The organism is uncultured Psychroserpens sp. (assembly GCF_947492715.1).
In the GTDB taxonomy this organism is placed as follows: domain Bacteria; phylum Bacteroidota; class Bacteroidia; order Flavobacteriales; family Flavobacteriaceae; genus Psychroserpens.
On the sequence record NZ_CANLNS010000005.1, the window covers coordinates 150,824 to 171,691 of the forward strand.

Consider the following 20,868-nt stretch of genomic DNA (forward strand, 5'->3'; position numbering starts at 1 on the left):
AGCAATTTGCTCAAGCTTTTGATTTTTTATCTTCAACTACATTAGTTAGCGTCTTCAACTTCAATTTCGGTACTTTCAGTATCACCATCAACTGGCGCTTTATCGTTTTTAAGATGTTTATCTAAAAACTTTAAAATTCTACTGTAAGATTCTATCTGGTTTTCTTTCTTTACAAAACCATGACCTTCATCTTCAAATAAAACATACTCAACAGGTACATTATTCTTTCTCACACCTGCCACAATTTCATCAGATTCTACCTGTAATACTCTTGGGTCTTGTGCACCTTGCAGTACAATTAAAGGTTTTGTTACTTTATCTGTATGAAACAATGGAGAAATACGCTTTAAACGAACAGAATCTGCAGAGAAAGGGTCTCCTAATTCTTTGTATAAAGATTCTCTAAATGATTCCCAATATGGAGGAATACTTTTTAATGTACGTATCCAATTAGTTACGCCAAATAGGTTCACACCAACATCAAATTCTTCTGGTGTATAAGTTAAAGCAGCCATAGTCATATAACCACCATATGAACCTCCAATGATACCAATTTTATCGCCATCAATCTCAGATTGTCTAGCTAGCCAATTTTTACCTTCTACACAATCTTGTAGATCTTTTTCACCATGGTTTAAATCATCCATTTGAAAGAATGTTTTTCCATAACCACTGCTTCCACGATTATTAACAGCTAACACGGCATAGCCATGATTAACCATATATTGAATTAAAGAACTAAAACCTTGACGTGTTTGCCCTCCAGGTCCACCGTGAACCCATACCATAGCTGGTACTTTGTTCTCTGATGATGCCTGATGCGGTAAATAGTAAATTGCAGGAATAACAGTACCATCAAAGGACTTAAATCGAATCACTTTAGCGGTTACTAGATCTTCGGCATTAATTTCATCATTTAATACATTAGTGAGTTTGTGTTGTTCTTTCGTATTAAAGTTGTAGGTGTATAAATCGGATGGTGCGTTAGACCCTCCAACATACATGCGCATCCATTGCTCATCATCACTAAAACTAACGCTTGTAATACTTTTATCACCAAAGTCTGGCAAGTCTATCGGCATGGAGGTTTCTGTATCAATAATTTCTATGGCATTTTTTCCATCTTCATTAACATAAACTACCATATACGATCCATCAGATGTGAAACCACTTCCCATAATATCCCAAGATTTTTCAATGACTTTTTTCTTTTCTTTTGTGTTTAAGTCATAGGACATTAAATAAGAGAATTCTGCACCATCGTCTGTTGTATAGTAAAACACCGAATTGTCTTTTGAGAAATCTTGTGCTGAGTTTCCACTTAGATTATCATTAATTTTAGTCATTTCTTTAGTTGTAGCATCGTAAATAAATAAATCACTATCATTCGTGTTTACCGTTTTCGACAGGGCAAAATAATTTTCATCATCTGACATACCACTAAAATTAAGACCGTCATTATTTTGATAGATCATTTCAGAAGTATAACCATCAATGGACATTTTGTATACATCAAAGAACCTCGGATCTCTTTTATTAGAACCAAAATAGAGATGTTTGTCATCTTTAGACCAACCATAGAAGCTAGATTTGGCTCCTTTTTCGGGAGTAATATCTTTTATGGTACCATCTAATTCTCTCACAAAAAGGTGGTCTATTTCATCCCCATTTCCGTCGGCACGAAGTAACATTCTGTTATCATCAGGAAAGTAGGATTGTGCTACTATTGATGTGCTATCCGATTGTGTGATTGGAGTCATTTCTCCACCTTTAGATGGAATTGTATATACGTTGTAAATTCCTGAGCGATTACTCGAAACAAGTAAATTGCTATTGTCTGTAGAAAAACTTCCGCCACCAACGGCTTCGTTATCCATAAATTGCTCAATGGTGTATTGCGGAATTTCGCGTTCGGCAATGGTCTTGTCTTTGGCATCCTCTTTACATGAAAAGAGAAGTACTATTAGACATAATCCTAAGAGTTTTGTTTGCATAGTGATTGGTTTTAGTTAATCTAATTTAAATGTTTTTAAGTCTTTAAAAGGGTTGGTTTTTACTTGTTCCATCTTTTCGCGGTAAGGCGCCCATTTGTCATTAAAGAATGTATTTACCTCTTCTATGACATTTTCTAAGGCAACTTTTGCGTTTTTGATTAATGTGGTCTCGGTTGTTGTTATCCCATTTTGTCTAGAACCTACGTAGCTTCTGGCAAGATTTAAGCGCTGCATAACAGTTACTTCTGGATTTCTTGTAATGCCTTGTTTGCTATCATCTTTACCTAAAAATGTATCAACAATACTATCGATACTTTTCATCACATTTTTAGAGGCTTTTATGTCTTCTTTGTACTTGTCTTTATCTAATTTACTAAGCACAGATTGATACTCTTTTGCAATGTTTTTACTCTCAACTAGTTGTTTTACTGCATCTGCCGCGGTTTGCTGCATTTGCTCTAAGCGTTTATAGGTGTCATAAACTTCATTAATATCGGATATTGATGCGTTGATTCTAGGATCTAACTTTACATTAATCATTTCTTCTGATGATTGATCTCCAAAATGCATGACTGCTTTATAAGTGCCTGGTTTTACAGAGACACCTCCAGGTTCATTATTTCGTTTTCTAATGCGCTTTGATGGATAGTCTACTCCGGCTTCATTCATGAACCATGTCCATTTATACAGTCCTGTTGAATCTGGTGCTTTACGTTTTAATGATCTAATTAAACGATCACCATCATAAATTTTGAGATGTATAGAATCCCATTTTACTTTGGTTTTGGTTTCTTCCAAAGCCATGTCCTTAGTTTCTTCTTTTTTATTGCCAGCTTCTTTTTTCATGTCGTCGATTTTTATGAAATAAGATAGTATGGCTCCATAACCTCTATTTTCTCCACTGTATAATGCGTCACCACCAAAACGGCTACCAGTTGGTTGCTGATAGGCGGCTTGATAAGCCGTTGGAGGCGTAAAAAGTTCTAATTTTTGGTTAAGGACTTGCTTGTTTTTTGCTAGTGTTCGCAACGGGCGAATATCATCTAAAATCCAAGCCGCTCGCCCAAAAGTTCCAATAATTAAATCATGCTCACGAGGATGAATAACTAAGTCTTTTACAGAAACTGTTGGAAAACCATTAGTCCACTTAGTCCAAGTATCACCAGCATTAAAAGAGATATATAGTCCATCGTCGGTACCTAAAAACATTAAGTTTTTTTCTATAGGATCTTCAACAATAGATAGTGCATAACTTTCTACATCATTAGCATCGACAATACGTTGCCAAGTTTTTCCGTAGTCTTTAGTTCGGTAAGCGTAAGGTGTATAATTAAAGCGTCTATAATCGTTTGCAATGAGTAAGGCTTCTCCTTTGTTTTTATTAGAGGCTTTTATTTGTGCAATCCAACTTCCAGCAGGTAAGCCTTTGATGTTTTTAGAGACGTCATTCCAAGAATCACCACCATTGGTGGTGTAATGAACTTTTCCGTCGTCTGTTCCTACCCATAGCATGTTACGTTCAACAGGTGATGGCTCAATAACTAAAATGGTGGTATGATTTTCTGCTCCTGTAGCATCCATAGTAAGACCTCCACTTTCAGATTGTTTTTGTTTTTCAGGGTCATTTGTGGTTAAATCTGGAGAAATGACGGTCCATGTATCTCCCTTATCTGTAGATTTATGGACAAACTGACTTCCGAAGTAAAGTGTACTATTATTAAAAGGATCAATACTAATTGCAGCGTTCCAATTAAAACGTAGTCTTACTTCAGGATCTGGATGTGTTGGACGCACAGAATAGTTGTTTCCTGTTTGCCAGTCATAGCGACTTACAAACCCTTGTTGGCTCATAGACCATCCATATCTAGAATCGTCTTTATCTGGAACAACGTCAAAACCGTCTCCAAAGCTAATTTCTTGCCAATAACTATTACGAATACCTTGAGATCTCCATACGTATGCAGGACCTCTCCAAGATCCATTGTCTTGCATACCTCCATAGACGTTATATGGCGTTTCATTATCTACGTTGATGTGGTAAAATTGTGCGACAGGGAGGTTTCCAATAAATCGCCATGATTTTCCACCATCTTTGGTGATATTCATTCCTCCATCGTTACCATCTATCATAAAATTGCCATTTTCGGGATGAATCCACCAGGCGTGATGATCTGGATGAACACCGTTACTAACACCATAGGCAGGCATAAGTTGTGTAAAACTTTTACCGCCATCTTCAGATACATTTACATAGGTATATATTGAATAGACGCGATTTTCATTTTGAGGGTCTACATAGATTTCAGAATAATAAAAAGGTCTGTTACCAATATCATTTTTATTATTAATCATTCTCCAGTTAAATCCACCATCTTCACTTTTATATAGTGCATTTTTCTTGGCTTCAACTAAGGCATAAATCACATTGGGTTTGTTCGGGGCAATGGCTACACCAATACGTCCTAAATTCCCTTTTGGAAACCCTTCTTTGTCAGTAATTTTTTTCCAAGTTTTACCGCCATCATGTGTGATGTGTAAACCAGAACCTTCTCCGCCAGAATTGAAGAACCAAGGCTCGCGTTTGTGTTCCCAAAGTGCTGCAATTAATTTGTTAGGGTTTTTTGGGTCCATGACTAAATCTGCTGCTCCTGTTTTATTATTTGCAAACAAGATTTTAGTCCAAGTTTTACCACCATCTGTCGTTTTAAAAACGCCGCGTTCAGGATGCTCTCCCCAAGGCGAGCCTATTGCCGCAACGTAAACTATATCAGGATTTGTAGGGTCTATGATGACACGATGGATATGACGTGTTTTTTCGAGTCCCATGGGTTTCCAACTTTGACCACCATCTAAAGACTTAAAAATGCCATAACCTCCATTTAAACTGTTTCTTGGGTTACCTTCACCAGTTCCGGCCCAAATAACACTTGGGTTTGATTGTTGGATGGCTATAGCTCCAATAGATGCTGTAACTTGCTTGTCGAATATTGGGGTCCATGTAATTCCTCCAGATTCACTTTTCCAAAGACCACCAGAGGCAGTACCAACATACATGATGTCTGGATTAGAATGCACAGCGTCAATAGCTGTAACGCGTCCAGACATTCCACCAGGACCAATATTTCGTGGTGTCATGTTTTTTAATAGATCGAGAGAAACATCTTGAGCAAAGAGAGAAAGTGATGCTATAAAAAGCATCAGGAACGTTGTTTTTTTCATTTTTATCTTGATTAGTTGCTTTAAAGATACTAAAACATACTATTGATGATAAGTTAAAAAAGTTAAAACAACATCACAAATTGATTGAGGTTTGAGTTTTAAAAGGGAGAAACCTTAATTGAGTGTACTTAAAGCAATTTCTATCATTGTATTAAAAGTAGAGGCTCTTTCGTTGGCAGAAGTGTGTTGGTCGGTTACTAAAGAGTCTGAAATGGTTAATATTGAAAGCGCTTTTACATTATGTTTAGCCGCAATAGTGTATAGCCCAGCTGTTTCCATTTCAACACAGAGTACGCCGAATTCAGCCCACTTTTTAAAAGCATTTATGTCATCTTGATAGAATACATCAGAAGATAAAACATTACCAGCTTTTATATTAATACTATGGTTTTTTGCATATTCAGCGGCCTTCATAAAGAGTTCGAAATTTGCTGTTGGTGCATAATCTGCGTTTATAAATCTGGAATTGTTAATACCAGAATTAGAGGAGGCAGCCATGGCAATAACGATATCTCTAATCTTAATGCCTTCTTGGTACGAACCAGCCGAACCCACACGTATTAAATTCTTTACACCATAATCGTTAATGAGCTCATGACAATAAATTAAACATGAAGGTATTCCCATTCCTGTGCCTTGTACAGACACTCTTTTTCCTTTGTAATGTCCAGTATAGCCTAACATGCCTCTTACGTCATTATAAAGGCTTGGGTCTTCTAAAAAGGTTTCGGCAATCCACTTTGCTCTCATTGGATCTCCTGGAAGTAATACAGTTTCCGCGATATCTCCAAAAGCTGCTTCAATATGTGTACTCATTCGTTTGGTTTATTAGTTTCTATTATGAAATTACAAAATAAATCCTGAAAGATTACTTAATGAACCTTTTAGGATTTAAGGTTTTAATGATGACACATTAAAACTGATCAATCAAGAAATTTATTAAATCTGTAGTAGTAACAATACCAACCAACTTATTATTATCTACTACAGGTAAAGCATGAAATTCTCTTTTAGCCAATATCTCGGCCACTTCTTTTATGGTAGAGTGGGAGTTAACACTAACCAAATTTTTAGCCATTACTTGTTCTAAGGTAAACATGTTATAGACTACGGTGTCTACATCTTGTTCTTCTGCGTCTATTGCATCTGCAAAACTGATTCTTAATAAATCTGTATAACTAAGCATTCCTATAATTTGTTCGCCACTTATTACTGGGATGTGTCGGATATTATTTTTTTTAAACAATGATTCGGCGGTTTCCAGATTATCGCTGAGATTTAAGGCGATAATATCTTTGGTCATAATTGTTGAAATGGGTGTTCTTTTTTTCATAATCTTAGGTTTTTAATTCTATATTAAAGTTACCATAAGATGGACTGAAATTATATGATAAATATCAGTTTGAATGAAATAATTCTTAAGATTTAAACCAAAAGATCCTTTGCAAAAGACTCACATAAGGTTAAGGTTTCTTTGACATCCTTAAGTGTTGTTCTTGGGTTTATTAAACACATTCTCAAAACAATTTGACCTTGTAAAACAGTTGTTACCAAAAGTGCTTCTCTAGAGGCTAATACTTTTTGAGATATTTCCTGATTAATCTGATCTAATTTTTTTTCTGAAAACGACTTTTTAATAGGGTTATATCTAAAATTTATTACAGCTAATGTAGCTGGAGATATCACTTCCCAATTAGGGCTTTTTCTTAAGTGACTCTCAGTGAGTTCGGCTAAATTAATTGAATAAGTTATTGCATTTCTAAAGGCATCAAGACCAAATGTTTTCATTGATATATAGAATTTCAATGCCCTAAATCGTCTTGTTAGTTGAATACCATGATCATAAAAATTTATTTCGGAAGTATTACCTTCAACATCTCTAAGGTATTCAGGTTTTTCGCTAAACGTATTGCTAAGCCATTTGTGATTACGTATGAGGAGGCAACCCATTTCATAAGGCTGAAACAACCATTTGTGAGGATCAATGGTGAGTGAGTTTGCTTTTTCTATGCCTTTTAATGCTTGCTTTCCTTTTTGAGATAACATAGCCGCACCACCGTAAGCGCCATCAATATGAAACCATAGTTTTTCGGTTTTGCAAATGGCTGCTATAGCGTCTAATGGATCAATACTTCCTGTATTAGTTGTTCCGGCCGAAGCAATAATACAGAAAGGTTGAAACCCTTCTAGTCTGTCTTTTGCAATGGCGTTTTTTAATTTATTAATTGCCATTTTAAATTCTAAATCTGTCGGAATAATTCTAACCTGTTCTTTTTTAAAACCAAGTACTCTTATTGCTTTTATATTAGAAGAATGCGCCTGATCGGACATATAAATAACGGCCTTAGAAAAATCGTCTCCACAATGTTGTCTTCTAGCGGTTACCAGAGCTGTTAAATTAGCCATTGAACCACCACTTGTAAATATACCACCACCCTTTTTAGTTGGAAATTTAAATAATTTTAGTAGCCAATTCATGGTGATTATTTCAATTTCTGCAGCTGCAGGAGAAGCTACCCATCCTCCCGAAAAAATATTGAACCCTGTTGCGAGTGTATCGGCCATTACACTAACGAAGTTACTAGGCCCAGGTACAAAAGAATATGATTTAGGATGAGATACAATATTACTGTTAGGCAAAATTTTTGTGGTCACAATATCTAAGATATCCTGATAATGTGTTTCTTTTTCTGGGATGTCACTATTAAAAAGTAGGTCCATTTCTTTTCTAGATGCATAGGCTACTGGTTTTTTTAAATGTTCTGTATCAAAATGTTCCACGATGGCATCAATAACTTGATAACCATAACGTTTCATATCATCTTTGGATAATTGTAATGTATTGGTTTTAACCTGAGATTTAGACATAGTTTGTTTTTAAAGTAATCTTAATGGCAATCTATGGCACTAGAGGCCATTTCAACAATAGGAGCGGGAGATAGAAAAGGAATTCCTAATCCCATACCGCGAATAATAAACAATAATCCCATAAAGATAACAAAAATTGGAACGGCTTTTTGAATGCGTTGTTTGACTGTCGAGTTAAGGAATTTACCAATATAAATAGCACTTGTCATTAGAGGTATTGTCCCTAATCCAAATAATACCATATAGAAACTACTATGTAAGGCATTCTGAGTTGAAAGAGAAGCTATAACGGCCATGTAGACTAATCCACAAGGTAGAAACCCATTTAAAAACCCAATTGTAAGAAAGGTGTCTGGTGTTTTTTTCTTTAAGGCTTGACCTAGAGACGATTTGACTTTTGAGATTAATAGAAATATAGGTTTGGAAGCATTATATCTATTAAAGATTCTTGCAGGAATAAGCACGATAACAATCATTAATGCTCCAATTAGTATTGATAATTGTTGTTGTATGCCGAAGAGGTATAAACCTTTTCCAACAAGTCCAAAAGCCAAGCCAATAAGACTGTAAGCAAGAAGTCTTCCAAAATGATAGATAAGAATTTGAAGTGCCTTTTTTGCAGAATTGTTTCTGTCTACTGGTAACATAAAGGCAATAGGGCCGCACATACCTATGCAGTGAAAACTACCTAAAAGACCAAATATGACTGCAGACCAAAGCATAATTTATATGTTAGTAGACGATCTCTTTTTTGTAGAGATATGATTTTCCTCTATATTGCCAATCTACTTTAATGTTCCAGCGACCATCTAACAAACGTTTGTCAGGTATGAGCAAATTGTGATTAGACAATGAAATTGCAGTTTCAAAGTCTACATGTTCATTAGATGGTCTATATAGGAACACTTTTCCAGTGATTTGATTAATATCCATAGATTTTGGAAAACAAATTTCTAATCCTTGTTCTGTTCGTTTCCAAAAGATGTTTGTTTCTAAATTTTTGGCATTAGTCTCTTTGTCAATATCATTTTGATATTCTAGTTCTGCTTTGTAGTAATCCTCGGTTACTAGTGAGGTATTATACTTTTTAGATGTATTCATATTAATTACAAAATACATGATGAAGCTAATAAAACCAATGAAGGCTAATACGATTCCTGTTCCCCAATTTAATTTCATAATACTAAGTTTTAGTTATAAGTTCTTGGACCTGAAAAACTAACAGTTGTGGTTTCTATAATTTGATTTTCACTATACACTTCAATCATAATTTTAATCGTTTCATCGGTGAGTTCACGCTTATTAATTTCTATAAATAACGTGCCTTCAGCCAGTCCTTGAGCAGGAATTTCGAACGTTTCAGATGTTGAAACTGGTTTTATTTCGCCTATATGCTTACGCAATTTAAACCTCACATTACGTATTGTGTCTGTTGTTTTATTTATTAATTTATAGGTGTATACATTGCTAACAATTTGATTTTCTTTTAATTGATATGTTTGTCCTGGGAGCTTCAAAATTTTGGCTTCAACTTCATTTCTCAATAGAAGTAATCCAGAGAGAATTCCAATTAAAATAATAAGGACGGCAGTATAACCTTTAAGGCGAGGCGTGAACTTGAAAGTTTTTTTCTTTTCAATATTATCTTCGCTGGCGTATCTAATTAAACCTTTAGGTAAATTGATACTGTCCATTATATGGTCGCATTCGTCAATACAAGCAGTACAGTTAACACATTCTAGTTGTGTGCCATTTCTGATATCAATTCCTGTTGGACATACATGCACGCATTGTAAACAGTCGATGCAGTCGCCATGACCTAGTTCTTGCCTATTTTCATTTTTCCTAAATTTCTTACGACCACTTTCACCTTCACCGCGTTTATGATCGTAGGCAACAACTATAGATTTATTATCAAGCAGAACACCTTGCAATCTGCCATACGGACAAGCGATAATGCAAACTTGTTCTCTAAACCAAGCGAAGACAAAATAGAATACTCCTGTGAAAATAATTAATGGAAATAAGGTACTCAAGTGTTCAAATGGCCCATCTACTACGTATCTAATAAGTTTATCGCTACCTATAACATAGGCTAGGAATACATTGGCGATTAGGAATGAAATAATCAAAAAAACCAACCATTTGATTAGACGTTTTTTGATTTTTTCGGTATTCCATTTTTGTCTATCCAACTTTCGTTGTTTATTTCTGTCACCTTCAATCCAATATTCTATTCTACGGAAAACCATTTCCATAAAAATGGTCTGCGGGCAAACCCACCCGCAAAAAATTCGCCCAAACCCAACGGTAAATAGTGTTACAAATACAACACCAATAAGCATTGAAATTACAAATAAATAAAAGTCTTGAGGCCAAAACGGAAAACCAAAAATATTAAATCGACGCTCTAAAACGTTAAACAGTAAGAATTGATTACCATTAACTTTTATGAAAGGTGCTGCGAACAAAAAAGCTAAAAGTAGATAGCTAACGATCTTCCGTTTTTCGTAATAGCGTCCGCTTGGTTTTTTTGGATACACCCAAGCACGTTTCCCCTCATCGGTAACAGTACCAATAGAATCTCTAAATGTCTCGTTTTCGGGTGTTTCCATAACTATTGTTCTATTGTACTAATAGAATCTGTTTCTTTTTCAATTATTTTGGTTTCTAGGTTTGATTCTTCTTCGGAAGATGTTTCATTATCCCATATTTCACCATCTGGAGCTTTTGGCTCAGCAGGAGTTGTCCCTTGGAATTGAAGAAGATAACTAGATACTTGAGCAATTTCCGCAGGACTTAAACTTTGGTTCCATGCAATCATACCTTTACCATCACGACCGCCATCAGAAACAGTTTTAAATACATTGTTGATGCCGCCACCTAGTATCCAATATTTGTCGGTTAGGTTTGGGCCAATTCCACCGCCACCATCTGCTGCGTGACAGGCTACACAGTTGGTTTCAAAAATTTTCTTTCCGTTTGCCAAATCTGACGCTTCTGTCAATACTGTTACAGTATTAAAATCAACCAAGTTTTTTGCGTTCTTTTTGTATTCTTCGAGTTCAATCTTTGCTTGTGCAATATTAGCTTCAAGTTCTTGATATTGATCGGCACCATTAAAGATGTGATACTTTGCCATATATACAAATCCGAAAATAATGGATGCATAAAAGCCATAGAGCCACCAAGGTGGTAAATCGTTATCTAATTCTTTAATACCATCATAGTTGTGATCTAATATGATATCATGTTCTTCTTCAATTGGTTTTTGTCCTAAGGATTTTTTATAGAGTTTTTTAATCCAAGCAATAAATTTCGGTGGAGCAGATCTCTTAGCGTCATATCTTAATTTGGCTTCTGCATCCAAGCTCTGATATAAAACATTGTCTAAAGAACTCACAATACCTTCTATAGCGACTAACACAAGTAAAACCAATACTAAGAAGAGTGATATTAATGGTTCGGCTATAAAGGCCGGTTCATCGCCAGAATCTATGACATATTCTGTAAGTGCAAAAATGGTAAAAAATACAACTGGTATTCTTATCCAAGAAGGGATGTGATGTCTCATAGTTCTGATGGGTTTTGGTTATCTAACGGAATGTTACTCACTCTTGTGATATAGTCTTTTTTTGCAGTAATTACCCACCAAAATAAGATGACAAAAAAACTGAAAAATATGACTAAGGAGATCAAAGGATAGATTTCTATTCCAGTGATGCTTTCCATATGGTTTTTTACAAATTTTAGCATGATCTATTTGTTTTCTGTAGTTTTTGATTCGTCTAAGTCGGAAACCTTTATATCTGTTCCTAATCTTTGCAGATAGGCGATAACAGCAATAATTTCACGGTTTTTCATTTCAATATAAGTTTCACCTTTGGCTAATGCTTCTTTTTTACCTTCAATAAATGATGAGGCTAAATCTGGATCTTCTTTGAGGTTTTCAACAATTCCTTCGGCTTGAGTTTCCATATGCTGTAAGGCATTATTAATCTCTTCATCTGTATATGGCACTCCTAATTTCACCATAGCTTTCATTTTAGATTCCGTTAAAGATTTATCCAATCCGTTTCTTATGAGCCATTGGTATGCTGGCATAATAGAACCTGGAGAAATATCCTGCGGATCATACATGTGTTTAAAGTGCCATGAGTCTGTATACTTTTTACCGATACGATGAAGATCAGGTCCAGTACGTTTACTTCCCCAAAGGAAAGGATGATCATAAACGAACTCTCCTGCTTTCGAGTATTCTCCATAACGAGCAACTTCATTTCTAAATGGTCTTACCATTTGTGAGTGACAACCAACACAACCTTCTCTAATGTAAATGTCTCTACCTTCGAGTTCTAAAGGTGTATATGGTTTTACGCTGGTTATTGTTGGAATGTTGGACTTAACCAATAAGGTTGGAACGATTTGTACGATACCACCAATTAAGATAGCGATTGTAGCAAAAATGGTAAGTTTTATAGGTTTACGTTCTAACCATGTATGCCATCCTTCTCCAGCTACACGCTTTTTAGAAACACGTTTGAGTGCAGCTGCTTCTGCCAATTCATCATTTACTTTACTACCATTTTTTATAGTGATTACAACATTTACAATCATGATGATCATTCCAGTTATAAACAATGTGCCTCCAATAGCTCGCATCCAATACATTGGCATAATTGCCGTAACAGTTTCTAAGAAATTACCATACTCTAATCGACCGTCTGGACTAAATTGTTTCCACATAGCCCATTGCTGAAAACCAGCTACATACATTGGTAGAGCGTAGAAAATTATACCTAGAGTGCCTATCCAAAAATGTAAATTAGCTAATGCTAACGAATGAAGTTTTGTTTTAAATAGCTTCGGAACTAAAAAGTAAATCATTCCAAAGGTTAGAAACCCATTCCATGCTAGAGCGCCAACGTGAACGTGTGCAATAATCCAATCCGTAAAGTGTGCCATAGCATTCATACTTTTAAGGGATAGCATTGGACCTTCAAATGTTGCCATGCCATAGCCTGTAATAGCAACAACCATAAATTTCAACACAGGATCAGTTCGCACTTTATCCCAAGCACCACGAAGTGTTAGGAGCCCATTAATCATCCCTCCCCACGATGGCATTAATAGCATTACTGAAAATGCTACACCGAGATTTTGAGCCCATCCAGGAAGTGAGGTATATAGTAAGTGGTGAGGTCCAGCCCAAATGTAAATAAAGATAAGTGACCAGAAATGGACTATTGATAATCGATAGGAATATATTGGTCTATTAGCAGCTTTAGGTACAAAATAATACATCAACCCTAAAAATGGAGTTGTTAAGAAAAAAGCAACTGCATTATGACCATACCACCATTGTACTAAAGCATCTTGAACACCAGCGTAAACCGAGTAACTTTTAAGTCCGCTCACTGGCAATTCTAAACTATTAAATATATGAAGTACGGCAACGGTAACAAATGTAGCGAGGTAAAACCAAATGGCTACATATAGATGGCGCTGTCTTCTTTTAAGAATGGTACCAATTAAGTTCCAACCAAAAACGACCCAAATAACAGCAATAGCAATATCAAAAGGCCATTCTAATTCGGCATATTCTTTGGAAGTTGTATAGCCTAAGGGCAATGTGATTGCTGCGCCAACAATGATGAGTTGCCAGCCCCAAAAATTAATTTTACTCAAGGTGTCGTTAAACATTCTTGCTTTTAATAAACGCTGTGTTGAATAATAAACACCAGCAAAAATGGCGTTTCCAACAAAAGCAAAAATCACAGCATTTGTATGTAATGGCCTTAATCTTCCAAAACTTAACCAAGAAATACCGTCGGTCATATTTGGGAATAGAAACATAAATGCTAATAGTAATCCTATTAACATTCCTACAACTCCCCAAAGCATGGTTGCGTAGAGGAAATTTTTAACGATTTTGTTATCGTAATGAAACTGTTGAACTTCCATAATAATTTAATTAGTCTTTTTTTGTTTTAACAGATGGTTTTGGTTGCTCTTTTATAAGTTCGTCTTCAAAAAGCATTCTAACGGAAGGCGTATAGCTGTCATCAAACTGTCCTTTTTTTACTGCAGTTATAAATGCAATAAAAAACACAAGAGCAACAACAATGCTGATACTTAGCAAAATATATATAACACTCATACCTATTAGAAGTTATGGTTCAAAATTACATTCGAATGGAGTCTTAAAACATGACTTATATCATGTTTGAGAAATAATTTTCCGTTTTTATTTATGCTCATTGTTTTTGTTGTTTTTCTTTATTTTTTGCCCCAAGATATTGGTTGCGATTGTTGTAAATATCACGATGCTGATAGAGCTTAATGGCATTAAGATTGCCGCTATCACAGGTGCCAATTGTCCAGTTACGGCAAAATAAAGCCCTATAATATTGTATATAAATGAGAGCGCAAAGCTCCATTTGATAATTGTTATAGCACTTTTTGATGCGTTGATAAATGCATGCAGTTTATTAAATTTCGAGGCATCTAAAATGGCGTCGCATGCAGGAGAGAAAACGTTTACGTTTTCTGATAGCGCAATACCAACGTTACTTTGAGCTAAGGCTCCTGCATCGTTCAGACCGTCGCCAACCATTAGCACTTTTGCACCTTCAGATTGATGGTATTTAATATATTCTAGTTTGTTGTCAGGGTTTTGATTAAAAATTAATTTGGTATTTGATGGTAATAGCTTTTTAAGGTTTTCTAGTTCACCTGCATTATCGCCAGAAAGAATAACTAGGTCATACTGCTTTTTAAGACTGTTAAATAGTTTAGATAGTCCTTTCCTATAGCTGTTGAAAAATGTAAATTTCCCCTTATAATGATTGTTTGTGCTCACATGTACAGTTGTGTTTAAAAGAGGAGTTTCCTTAGTGCCAACAAAACTTGCCGATCCTATTTTTATATGATTTTTATCGTAGGTAGCTTCAATACCTTTACCTAGATGTTCTTCAAAATGATTAAGTGAAATAATACTGTGTTCATCTAAGATGTCGTAGAGGGTTCTACTCAAGGGATGATTAGAGCCGCGAAGTGTATTTTTTAATAATTGTTCTTCGGAAAAAGAAAGTACTTCACCATCATAATTTGCGGTACTTTTTTTATGAGAGGTAATCGTGCCAGTCTTATCAAAAATGATGGTATTTATATGTGCAAGTTGCTCAATAACGGATGCGTTTTTGACGTAAAATTTCAGCTTACCGAAAATGCGTAGCAAATTTCCGAAAGTAAAAGGAGCAGATAGAGCAATAGCACACGGGCAAGCAATAATCAAGACTGCCGTGAATACATTCATGGCTTTAGATGCATCTGTTATAAGCCAAAACAGAGTTGCGATTATGGCAATACTAAGTACAGCTATAGTAAATCGCTTACTTATGGCATTGGTTAGCGTTGTAAAGCCGTCTTCCTTATTTTTGTTAAATACATCATTGCTCCATAATTGGGTAAGGTAGCTTTGCTCAACCGATTTTAAAGCTTCCATTTCAATAACACCAGAGGTTTGTTTACCACCCGCAAAGAGTTTATCGCCAGATAATTTACTAACCGTTTCAGACTCACCTGTAACGAAACTATAATCAATTCTTGCTTTCCCATTAATGAGAATGCCATCAACAGGAATGAGTTCTTCATTTCTTATAAGCAGACGGTCTCCTTTTTTTATGTCATAGACTTGAATAGGGGATTCGTTGCCATTTGAGTGCAATTTGGTAATAGCAATTGGAAAATAAGATTTATAATCACGTTCAAATGATAAGAATGTGTAAGTTTTTTGCTGGAAGAATTTTCCAAGTAGTAAAAAGAACACAAGACCAGTAAGACTATCAAAAAAACCAGACCCCAAATCAAATATAACTTCTGCTGTGCTTCTAATAAACAAAACGGCAATTCCCAAAGCTATTGGGACATCAATATTTAAAAGTTTAGAACGTAAACCTTTATAGGCTGATATAAAATAGTCACTACCAGCATAAAAAACCACAGGTATTGAAAAGACCAACATAAGCCAACGAAATAAATGTTTGTACTGCTCTAACCAGAATTCACCTACTTCAAAGTATTCTGGAAAGGATAAGAACATTACATTTCCGAAGGCAAACCCTGCAATACCTAACTTGTATATGAGACTTCTATTAACATTTTGTTGACCCGTTTTGAAGTCATCAAGAGAAATGTAAGGCTCGTAGCCAATTGTAGCCAGAAGTAAAACAATAGCTTTAAGAGTTACTTTTTTAGGATTATAAGTCACTCTCACCGTTTTCTTCCCAAAATTGACTTGAGAAGACGTAACATTCTCATTTAATTTGTTGAGGTTTTCTAAAATCCAGATACAAGAACTGCAGTGAATATGTGGGATGTAAAGCGTTACAATTTGTATGTTATCATCATTAAACTCTGTAAGTTTTTCTATTATATTTTCTTGAGATAGAAAGTCATATTTACCTTGTATATCTATTGAAGGACTACCAGGAGCGTTTTGCAAATCATAATAACATGTAAGGTCGTTCTCCGAGAAAATCTCGTAAACAGTTTTACATCCATTGCAACAGAAGTTTTTTTTGTTGAAAGAAATAACAGATGAATCACAATCATCACCACAGTGGAAACAAGATAACTTGTCCATAATATTTGCTCATTTATACCTAGTACAAAGGTTGAAAATGAAAGACGTTTAAAATATGATATTTGTCATGTTTTGATTAATTTTACAATCCGATTAAAAATCGATTATGAGTAAGTGTGAACAATGCATCATTAGACAATTTAATTCGCTTAAGGCGTTAACAAGAGAAGAGTTAGTGCGTATATCTGGATGTAAAACTTCTAAAACGATAAAGAAAGGGGAGATTATTTTTGAGGAAGGCGATACCGTTAATGGCGTGTTTTGTGTTAAAGATGGTGTTTGTAAGTTGTCTAAGCTGAGCTCTAACGGAAAGGACCAAATTGTAAAATTGGTCGTTAAGGGAGACTTGTTAGGTCAACGATCTTTAATAGGAGAGGAGTCGGCAAATTTGAGCGCTGTGGCGCTTAATGATATGGAAGTGTGTTTTATTCCGAAGCGTGAAATCATGAACGATCTTTTAAAAAATCCTAAGTTTTCTATGGATATGTTGCAGCAAATGGCTCACGATTTAAAAGATTCTGATAATGTGATTGTTGATATGGCTCAAAAATCTGTTAAGAATAGATTAGCCGATGTCCTAATATATTTAAACGACCATTTTGGAGTTGATGACAATGGCTTTTTAGCGATTAATTTATCGAGAGAGGATTATGCCAACATTGTTGGAACAGCAACAGAATCTGCTATTCGAATTTTATCTCAATTCAAAAAAGAAGGTTTTATTTCTACTCAAGGAAAACAAATTAAAATCGAAAATCTTCAAAAACTAAAACACGTCGAGTAGTTTTATAAAAACTTTATTACAATTACACCGTAATAGTTGTATTTTTATACTGCTATGAAACAGGGAACTCATTTCAAAAAAGGCTTCGTTTTTAAATCTTATGAAGCACCAAACCAGTCTCCATTTGAAAAACTTTTTGAAATTTTCAAAGAGTTAATTACGCACACATCAGGAGATTTTGATGAGGCTATTTCATGGCTTCGCGAATTGGACAAGGAATATGAACTAACAACTGCTGCATATACAATTGACGATTTTATTGAAGACCTAAAGAAGAAAGGTTATATCAAAGAAGATATCGATCCAGATGGTAATGGAGGTATCGCTATTACCGCCAAAACCGAGCGTGCTATTAGGCAGCAGGCCTTAGATCATATTTTTGGAAAAATAAAACGTAGCGGACAAGGAAATCATAAGAGTAAAAGCCCTGGTATTGGAGATGAACATACTGGTGATTTTAGAAGTTATCAATTCGGTGATGCCTTAGATAAAGTGTCAATGACAGAAAGTTTACGAAATGCTCAAATTAATCATGGGATTGGTAATTTCAGTATCACAGAAGATGATCTTATTGTAGAAGAAACACTTCATAAATCTCAAATGAGTACAGTCTTAATGATAGATATTAGTCATAGTATGATTCTATATGGTGAAGATCGCATTACACCTGCAAAGCGCGTAGCTATGGCTCTGGCAGAGCTGATTACTACACGTTATCCCAAGGATACTCTAGATATTTTAGTTTTTGGAAATGATGCATGGCAAATAGAGATAAAAGATTTGCCATATCTTAAAGTTGGACCTTATCATACTAATACAGTTGCAGGTCTTCAACTTGCCATGGATTTGTTGAGACGGAAACGAAATACCAACAAACAAATTTTTATGATTACCGATGGAAAACCAAGTTGTTTGAGGCTTCCAGATGGACAGTATTACAAAGATAGTAACGGGCTTAACCCTTATATAACCAATAAATGCTATGCTATGGCGCAACAGGCTAGAAAGTTGCACATTCCAATAACTACTTTTATGATTGCTCAAGACCGTTACTTAATGCAGTTTGTTCAAGAATTCACAAGAGCTAATCAAGGAAAAGCATTTTATACAGGATTGAAAGGCTTGGGAGAGATGATTTTTGAAGACTATGAAACAAATCGAAAGAAAAGAATAAGAGGATAGAATTTATGAAAATTGAAGCGATAAAAACTTTAGGAGAATTAAAAAAAGCAGGTTACAAGGCAAAATCAATAAAGGATGAATTACGAAATAATTTAATTGATAAAATTAAAAGTAATGAGACTGTCTTTGATGGAGTACATGGCTATGAAAACACAGTAGTGCCAGAGTTAGAACGTGCTATTTTATCGAGACACAATATTAATTTGTTAGGTCTTCGTGGGCAAGCAAAAACACGTTTAGCTCGTTTGATGCTCAACCTGTTAGATGAATACATTCCCTATGTAGACGGTTCTGAAATCAATGATGATCCTTTTCATCCTATTTCGCGTTTTGCCATTGAGTTGATTTCTGAAAAAGGAGATAATACACCAATTGCATGGTTGCACAGAAGTGATCGTTTTGCAGAAAAATTAGCAACACCAGATGTAACTGTAGCAGATATTATTGGGGATGTAGACCCTATAAAAGCAGCAAATTTAAAATTGAGCTATGCCGATGATCGGGTTATTCATTATGGTATGATTCCAAGAGCTAACCGTTGCATTTTTGTTATTAATGAATTACCCGATTTACAGGCTAGAATTCAAGTGGCTTTATTTAATATTTTGCAAGAAGGAGATATTCAAATAAGAGGGTTTAAATTAAGATTACCTCTTGATGTTCAATTTGTATTTACTGCTAACCCAGAAGATTATACTAATAGAGGTAGTATTGTAACGCCTTTGAAGGACCGAATTGGGAGTCAAATTCTCACACATTATCCAATGGACATAGAGACTGCACGATTAATTACAGAGCAGGAAGCGAAGTTAGTTGAAAGTCAAAAAAATGCTGTTATGGTTCCAGATTTGGCAAGAGATTTACTTGAGCAGATTGTATTTGAAGCGAGGGAAAGTGAATATATCGATGCTAAAAGTGGTGTGAGTGCGCGTTTGAGTATTACAGCTCTTGAGAATTTACTGAGCACTGCAGAACGTCGTGCTCTTAAAGCTGGAGATCGCACAACAATGTTACGTCTTAGTGATTTTGTTGGTATTATTCCGTCAATAACTGGTAAAGTCGAATTGGTATACGAAGGAGAGCAAGAAGGTGCGGCTATGGTGGCCTATAATCTCATTGGAGAAGCTGTAAAACGTTTATTTTCGGAGTTTTTTCCGAAGATAGAAAAACTAAAAAAAGAAGATGAAGAGACACCTTATGATACCATTGTATCATGGTTTTTTAATCAGCAAGATGGATTTGAAATTTTAGATGATCTTAGAGACAAAGAATATAAAGCCTTGTTGGATGGGATTTCTCCTTTAGATGATTTACTTGGACAGTATCAACCTAAACTAAGAAAAGAAGACAGTTACTTTGTTAAAGAATTTGTGCTTTGGGCTTTAGTAGAGTTTAAATTACTGAGTAAATATCGTTTTACTGAAGGTATCCAATTTAAGGATCCTTATGGGAGCTATATTAGGGGGATATAATTACCATGTATCTCTACTTTTAATATTGGCTTCACATAGTTTTATGATTTCGGCAATTCGCTTTTGTCTGGTGGCTTCACGTTTGGCCTGATTTAGCCAGTATAGATAGCCTTTTTTGTATGAACGTGCAAAGTTTTGATAGTTTTCAAAAGCCTTAGGATGTTTATCGAATGCCAATTGTAATTCCTGAGGAATAATGCCTTGCTCAACAGCATCAAGGGCTGTCCAGCTTCCATTTTTTTTAGCTTTTTCTATAACATTCCATCCGCTTTGATGTATGAGATTATTTGCAGAGAGTTCTATAATGTATTTTTTGTTTAACCCACTCCAAACACTTTTTGGTTTTCTCGGACAAAAATATTGTTTACGTTTACCATTACCAAGACTCTTCACTGTGGAGTCTATCCAACCATAACATAAAGCAACTTTAACAGCCTCTTCCCATCGCATCGATTTTTGTGCGTTTTCAACCTTGTAAAATATCAAATAAATACCATCTTCAATATGATGATTTTTGTGGAGCCAATGTCTCCATTCTATGTCGGTTTTAAAGTAATATTCCATAAAAAGCACTGTTTAACGGTAAAATAATCCGATTAAATGATGTAAAATACTGGTTTTATACGATTTACAACTTTTTTTTTGCTAAATAAAGCCAGTACTTAAGCGGTTTTTTTAACATTTTAGTGTATTTCGTCGAAT

Annotated in this window: 17 protein-coding genes; 3 read left to right on the top strand and 14 right to left on the bottom strand. The window is 35.2% G+C overall.

What is annotated here, in order from left to right:
- Window positions 1-41: 41 nt before the first annotated feature.
- From Q0787_RS13240 to Q0787_RS13300, 13 genes are all read right to left on the bottom strand, one after another.
- Window positions 42-1,994, bottom strand: a complete 1,953-nt coding sequence (locus Q0787_RS13240) for an alpha/beta fold hydrolase (RefSeq protein WP_298903289.1) — start codon at window positions 1,992-1,994, stop codon at window positions 42-44.
- A gap of 15 nt (window positions 1,995-2,009) precedes the next feature.
- Window positions 2,010-5,213: a hypothetical protein gene (locus Q0787_RS13245; protein WP_298903291.1), complete on the bottom strand. Its 3,204-nt coding sequence runs from the start codon at window positions 5,211-5,213 to the stop codon at window positions 2,010-2,012.
- Between the two features lie 114 nt (window positions 5,214-5,327).
- Window positions 5,328-6,029, bottom strand: a complete 702-nt coding sequence (gene deoD, locus Q0787_RS13250) for a purine-nucleoside phosphorylase (RefSeq protein WP_298903293.1) — start codon at window positions 6,027-6,029, stop codon at window positions 5,328-5,330.
- Between the two features lie 97 nt (window positions 6,030-6,126).
- On the bottom strand, window positions 6,127-6,546 hold the full coding sequence (locus Q0787_RS13255; protein ID WP_298903294.1) for a CBS domain-containing protein: 420 nt from the start codon (window positions 6,544-6,546) through the stop codon (window positions 6,127-6,129).
- A gap of 92 nt (window positions 6,547-6,638) precedes the next feature.
- Window positions 6,639-8,081, bottom strand: a complete 1,443-nt coding sequence (locus Q0787_RS13260) for an aspartate aminotransferase family protein (RefSeq protein ID WP_298903295.1) — start codon at window positions 8,079-8,081, stop codon at window positions 6,639-6,641.
- 20 nt (window positions 8,082-8,101) lie between these two features.
- Complete coding sequence (locus Q0787_RS13265; protein WP_298903296.1) at window positions 8,102-8,803, bottom strand: sulfite exporter TauE/SafE family protein; 702 nt, start codon at window positions 8,801-8,803, stop codon at window positions 8,102-8,104.
- Window positions 8,804-8,813: 10 nt separating this feature from the next.
- Window positions 8,814-9,260 carry a FixH family protein gene (locus tag Q0787_RS13270; RefSeq protein WP_298903297.1) on the bottom strand — a complete coding sequence of 149 codons (447 nt, stop codon included), beginning with the start codon at window positions 9,258-9,260 and terminating at the stop codon, window positions 8,814-8,816.
- Window positions 9,261-9,271: 11 nt separating this feature from the next.
- Complete coding sequence (gene ccoG, locus Q0787_RS13275; RefSeq protein ID WP_298903298.1) at window positions 9,272-10,696, bottom strand: cytochrome c oxidase accessory protein CcoG; 1,425 nt, start codon at window positions 10,694-10,696, stop codon at window positions 9,272-9,274.
- Between the two features lie 2 nt (window positions 10,697-10,698).
- Window positions 10,699-11,655 carry a cbb3-type cytochrome c oxidase N-terminal domain-containing protein gene (locus Q0787_RS13280; protein WP_298903299.1) on the bottom strand — a complete coding sequence of 319 codons (957 nt, stop codon included), beginning with the start codon at window positions 11,653-11,655 and terminating at the stop codon, window positions 10,699-10,701.
- The gene (locus Q0787_RS13285; RefSeq protein ID WP_298903300.1) at window positions 11,652-11,837 is read right to left on the bottom strand and encodes a CcoQ/FixQ family Cbb3-type cytochrome c oxidase assembly chaperone; all 186 of its coding nucleotides are present in this window, start codon (window positions 11,835-11,837) and stop codon (window positions 11,652-11,654) included. The genes Q0787_RS13280 and Q0787_RS13285 overlap by 4 nt, the downstream gene beginning before the upstream one ends.
- 3 nt (window positions 11,838-11,840) lie before the next feature.
- Complete coding sequence (gene ccoN / locus Q0787_RS13290; protein WP_298903301.1) at window positions 11,841-14,045, bottom strand: cytochrome-c oxidase, cbb3-type subunit I; 2,205 nt, start codon at window positions 14,043-14,045, stop codon at window positions 11,841-11,843.
- Window positions 14,046-14,055: 10 nt separating this feature from the next.
- Complete coding sequence (ccoS, locus tag Q0787_RS13295) at window positions 14,056-14,241, bottom strand: cbb3-type cytochrome oxidase assembly protein CcoS (RefSeq protein ID WP_298903302.1); 186 nt, start codon at window positions 14,239-14,241, stop codon at window positions 14,056-14,058.
- An 87-nt stretch (window positions 14,242-14,328) separates the two neighbouring features.
- Entirely contained in the window at window positions 14,329-16,728 is a 2,400-nt protein-coding gene (locus Q0787_RS13300; RefSeq protein WP_298903303.1) for a heavy metal translocating P-type ATPase metal-binding domain-containing protein, read from the bottom strand.
- Between the two features lie 106 nt (window positions 16,729-16,834).
- On the opposite strand from Q0787_RS13300, the gene Q0787_RS13305 reads away from it, so the two are divergent.
- Genes Q0787_RS13305 through Q0787_RS13315 form a run of 3 tightly spaced genes read left to right on the top strand, consistent with a single transcriptional unit; the run spans window position 16,835 to window position 20,166 of the window.
- Window positions 16,835-17,512 carry a Crp/Fnr family transcriptional regulator gene (locus Q0787_RS13305; RefSeq protein ID WP_298903304.1) on the top strand — a complete coding sequence of 226 codons (678 nt, stop codon included), beginning with the start codon at window positions 16,835-16,837 and terminating at the stop codon, window positions 17,510-17,512.
- 54 nt (window positions 17,513-17,566) lie between these two features.
- Entirely contained in the window at window positions 17,567-18,694 is a 1,128-nt protein-coding gene (locus Q0787_RS13310; RefSeq protein ID WP_298903306.1) for a VWA domain-containing protein, read from the top strand.
- Window positions 18,695-18,699: 5 nt separating this feature from the next.
- Window positions 18,700-20,166: a sigma 54-interacting transcriptional regulator gene (locus Q0787_RS13315; protein WP_298903308.1), complete on the top strand. Its 1,467-nt coding sequence runs from the start codon at window positions 18,700-18,702 to the stop codon at window positions 20,164-20,166.
- On the opposite strand, the gene Q0787_RS13320 is transcribed toward Q0787_RS13315, so the two are convergent.
- A complete protein-coding gene (locus Q0787_RS13320) occupies window positions 20,167-20,730 on the bottom strand; it encodes a YdeI family protein (RefSeq protein WP_298903309.1) in 564 nt (187 codons plus the stop codon).
- Window positions 20,731-20,868: the final 138 nt, after the last annotated feature.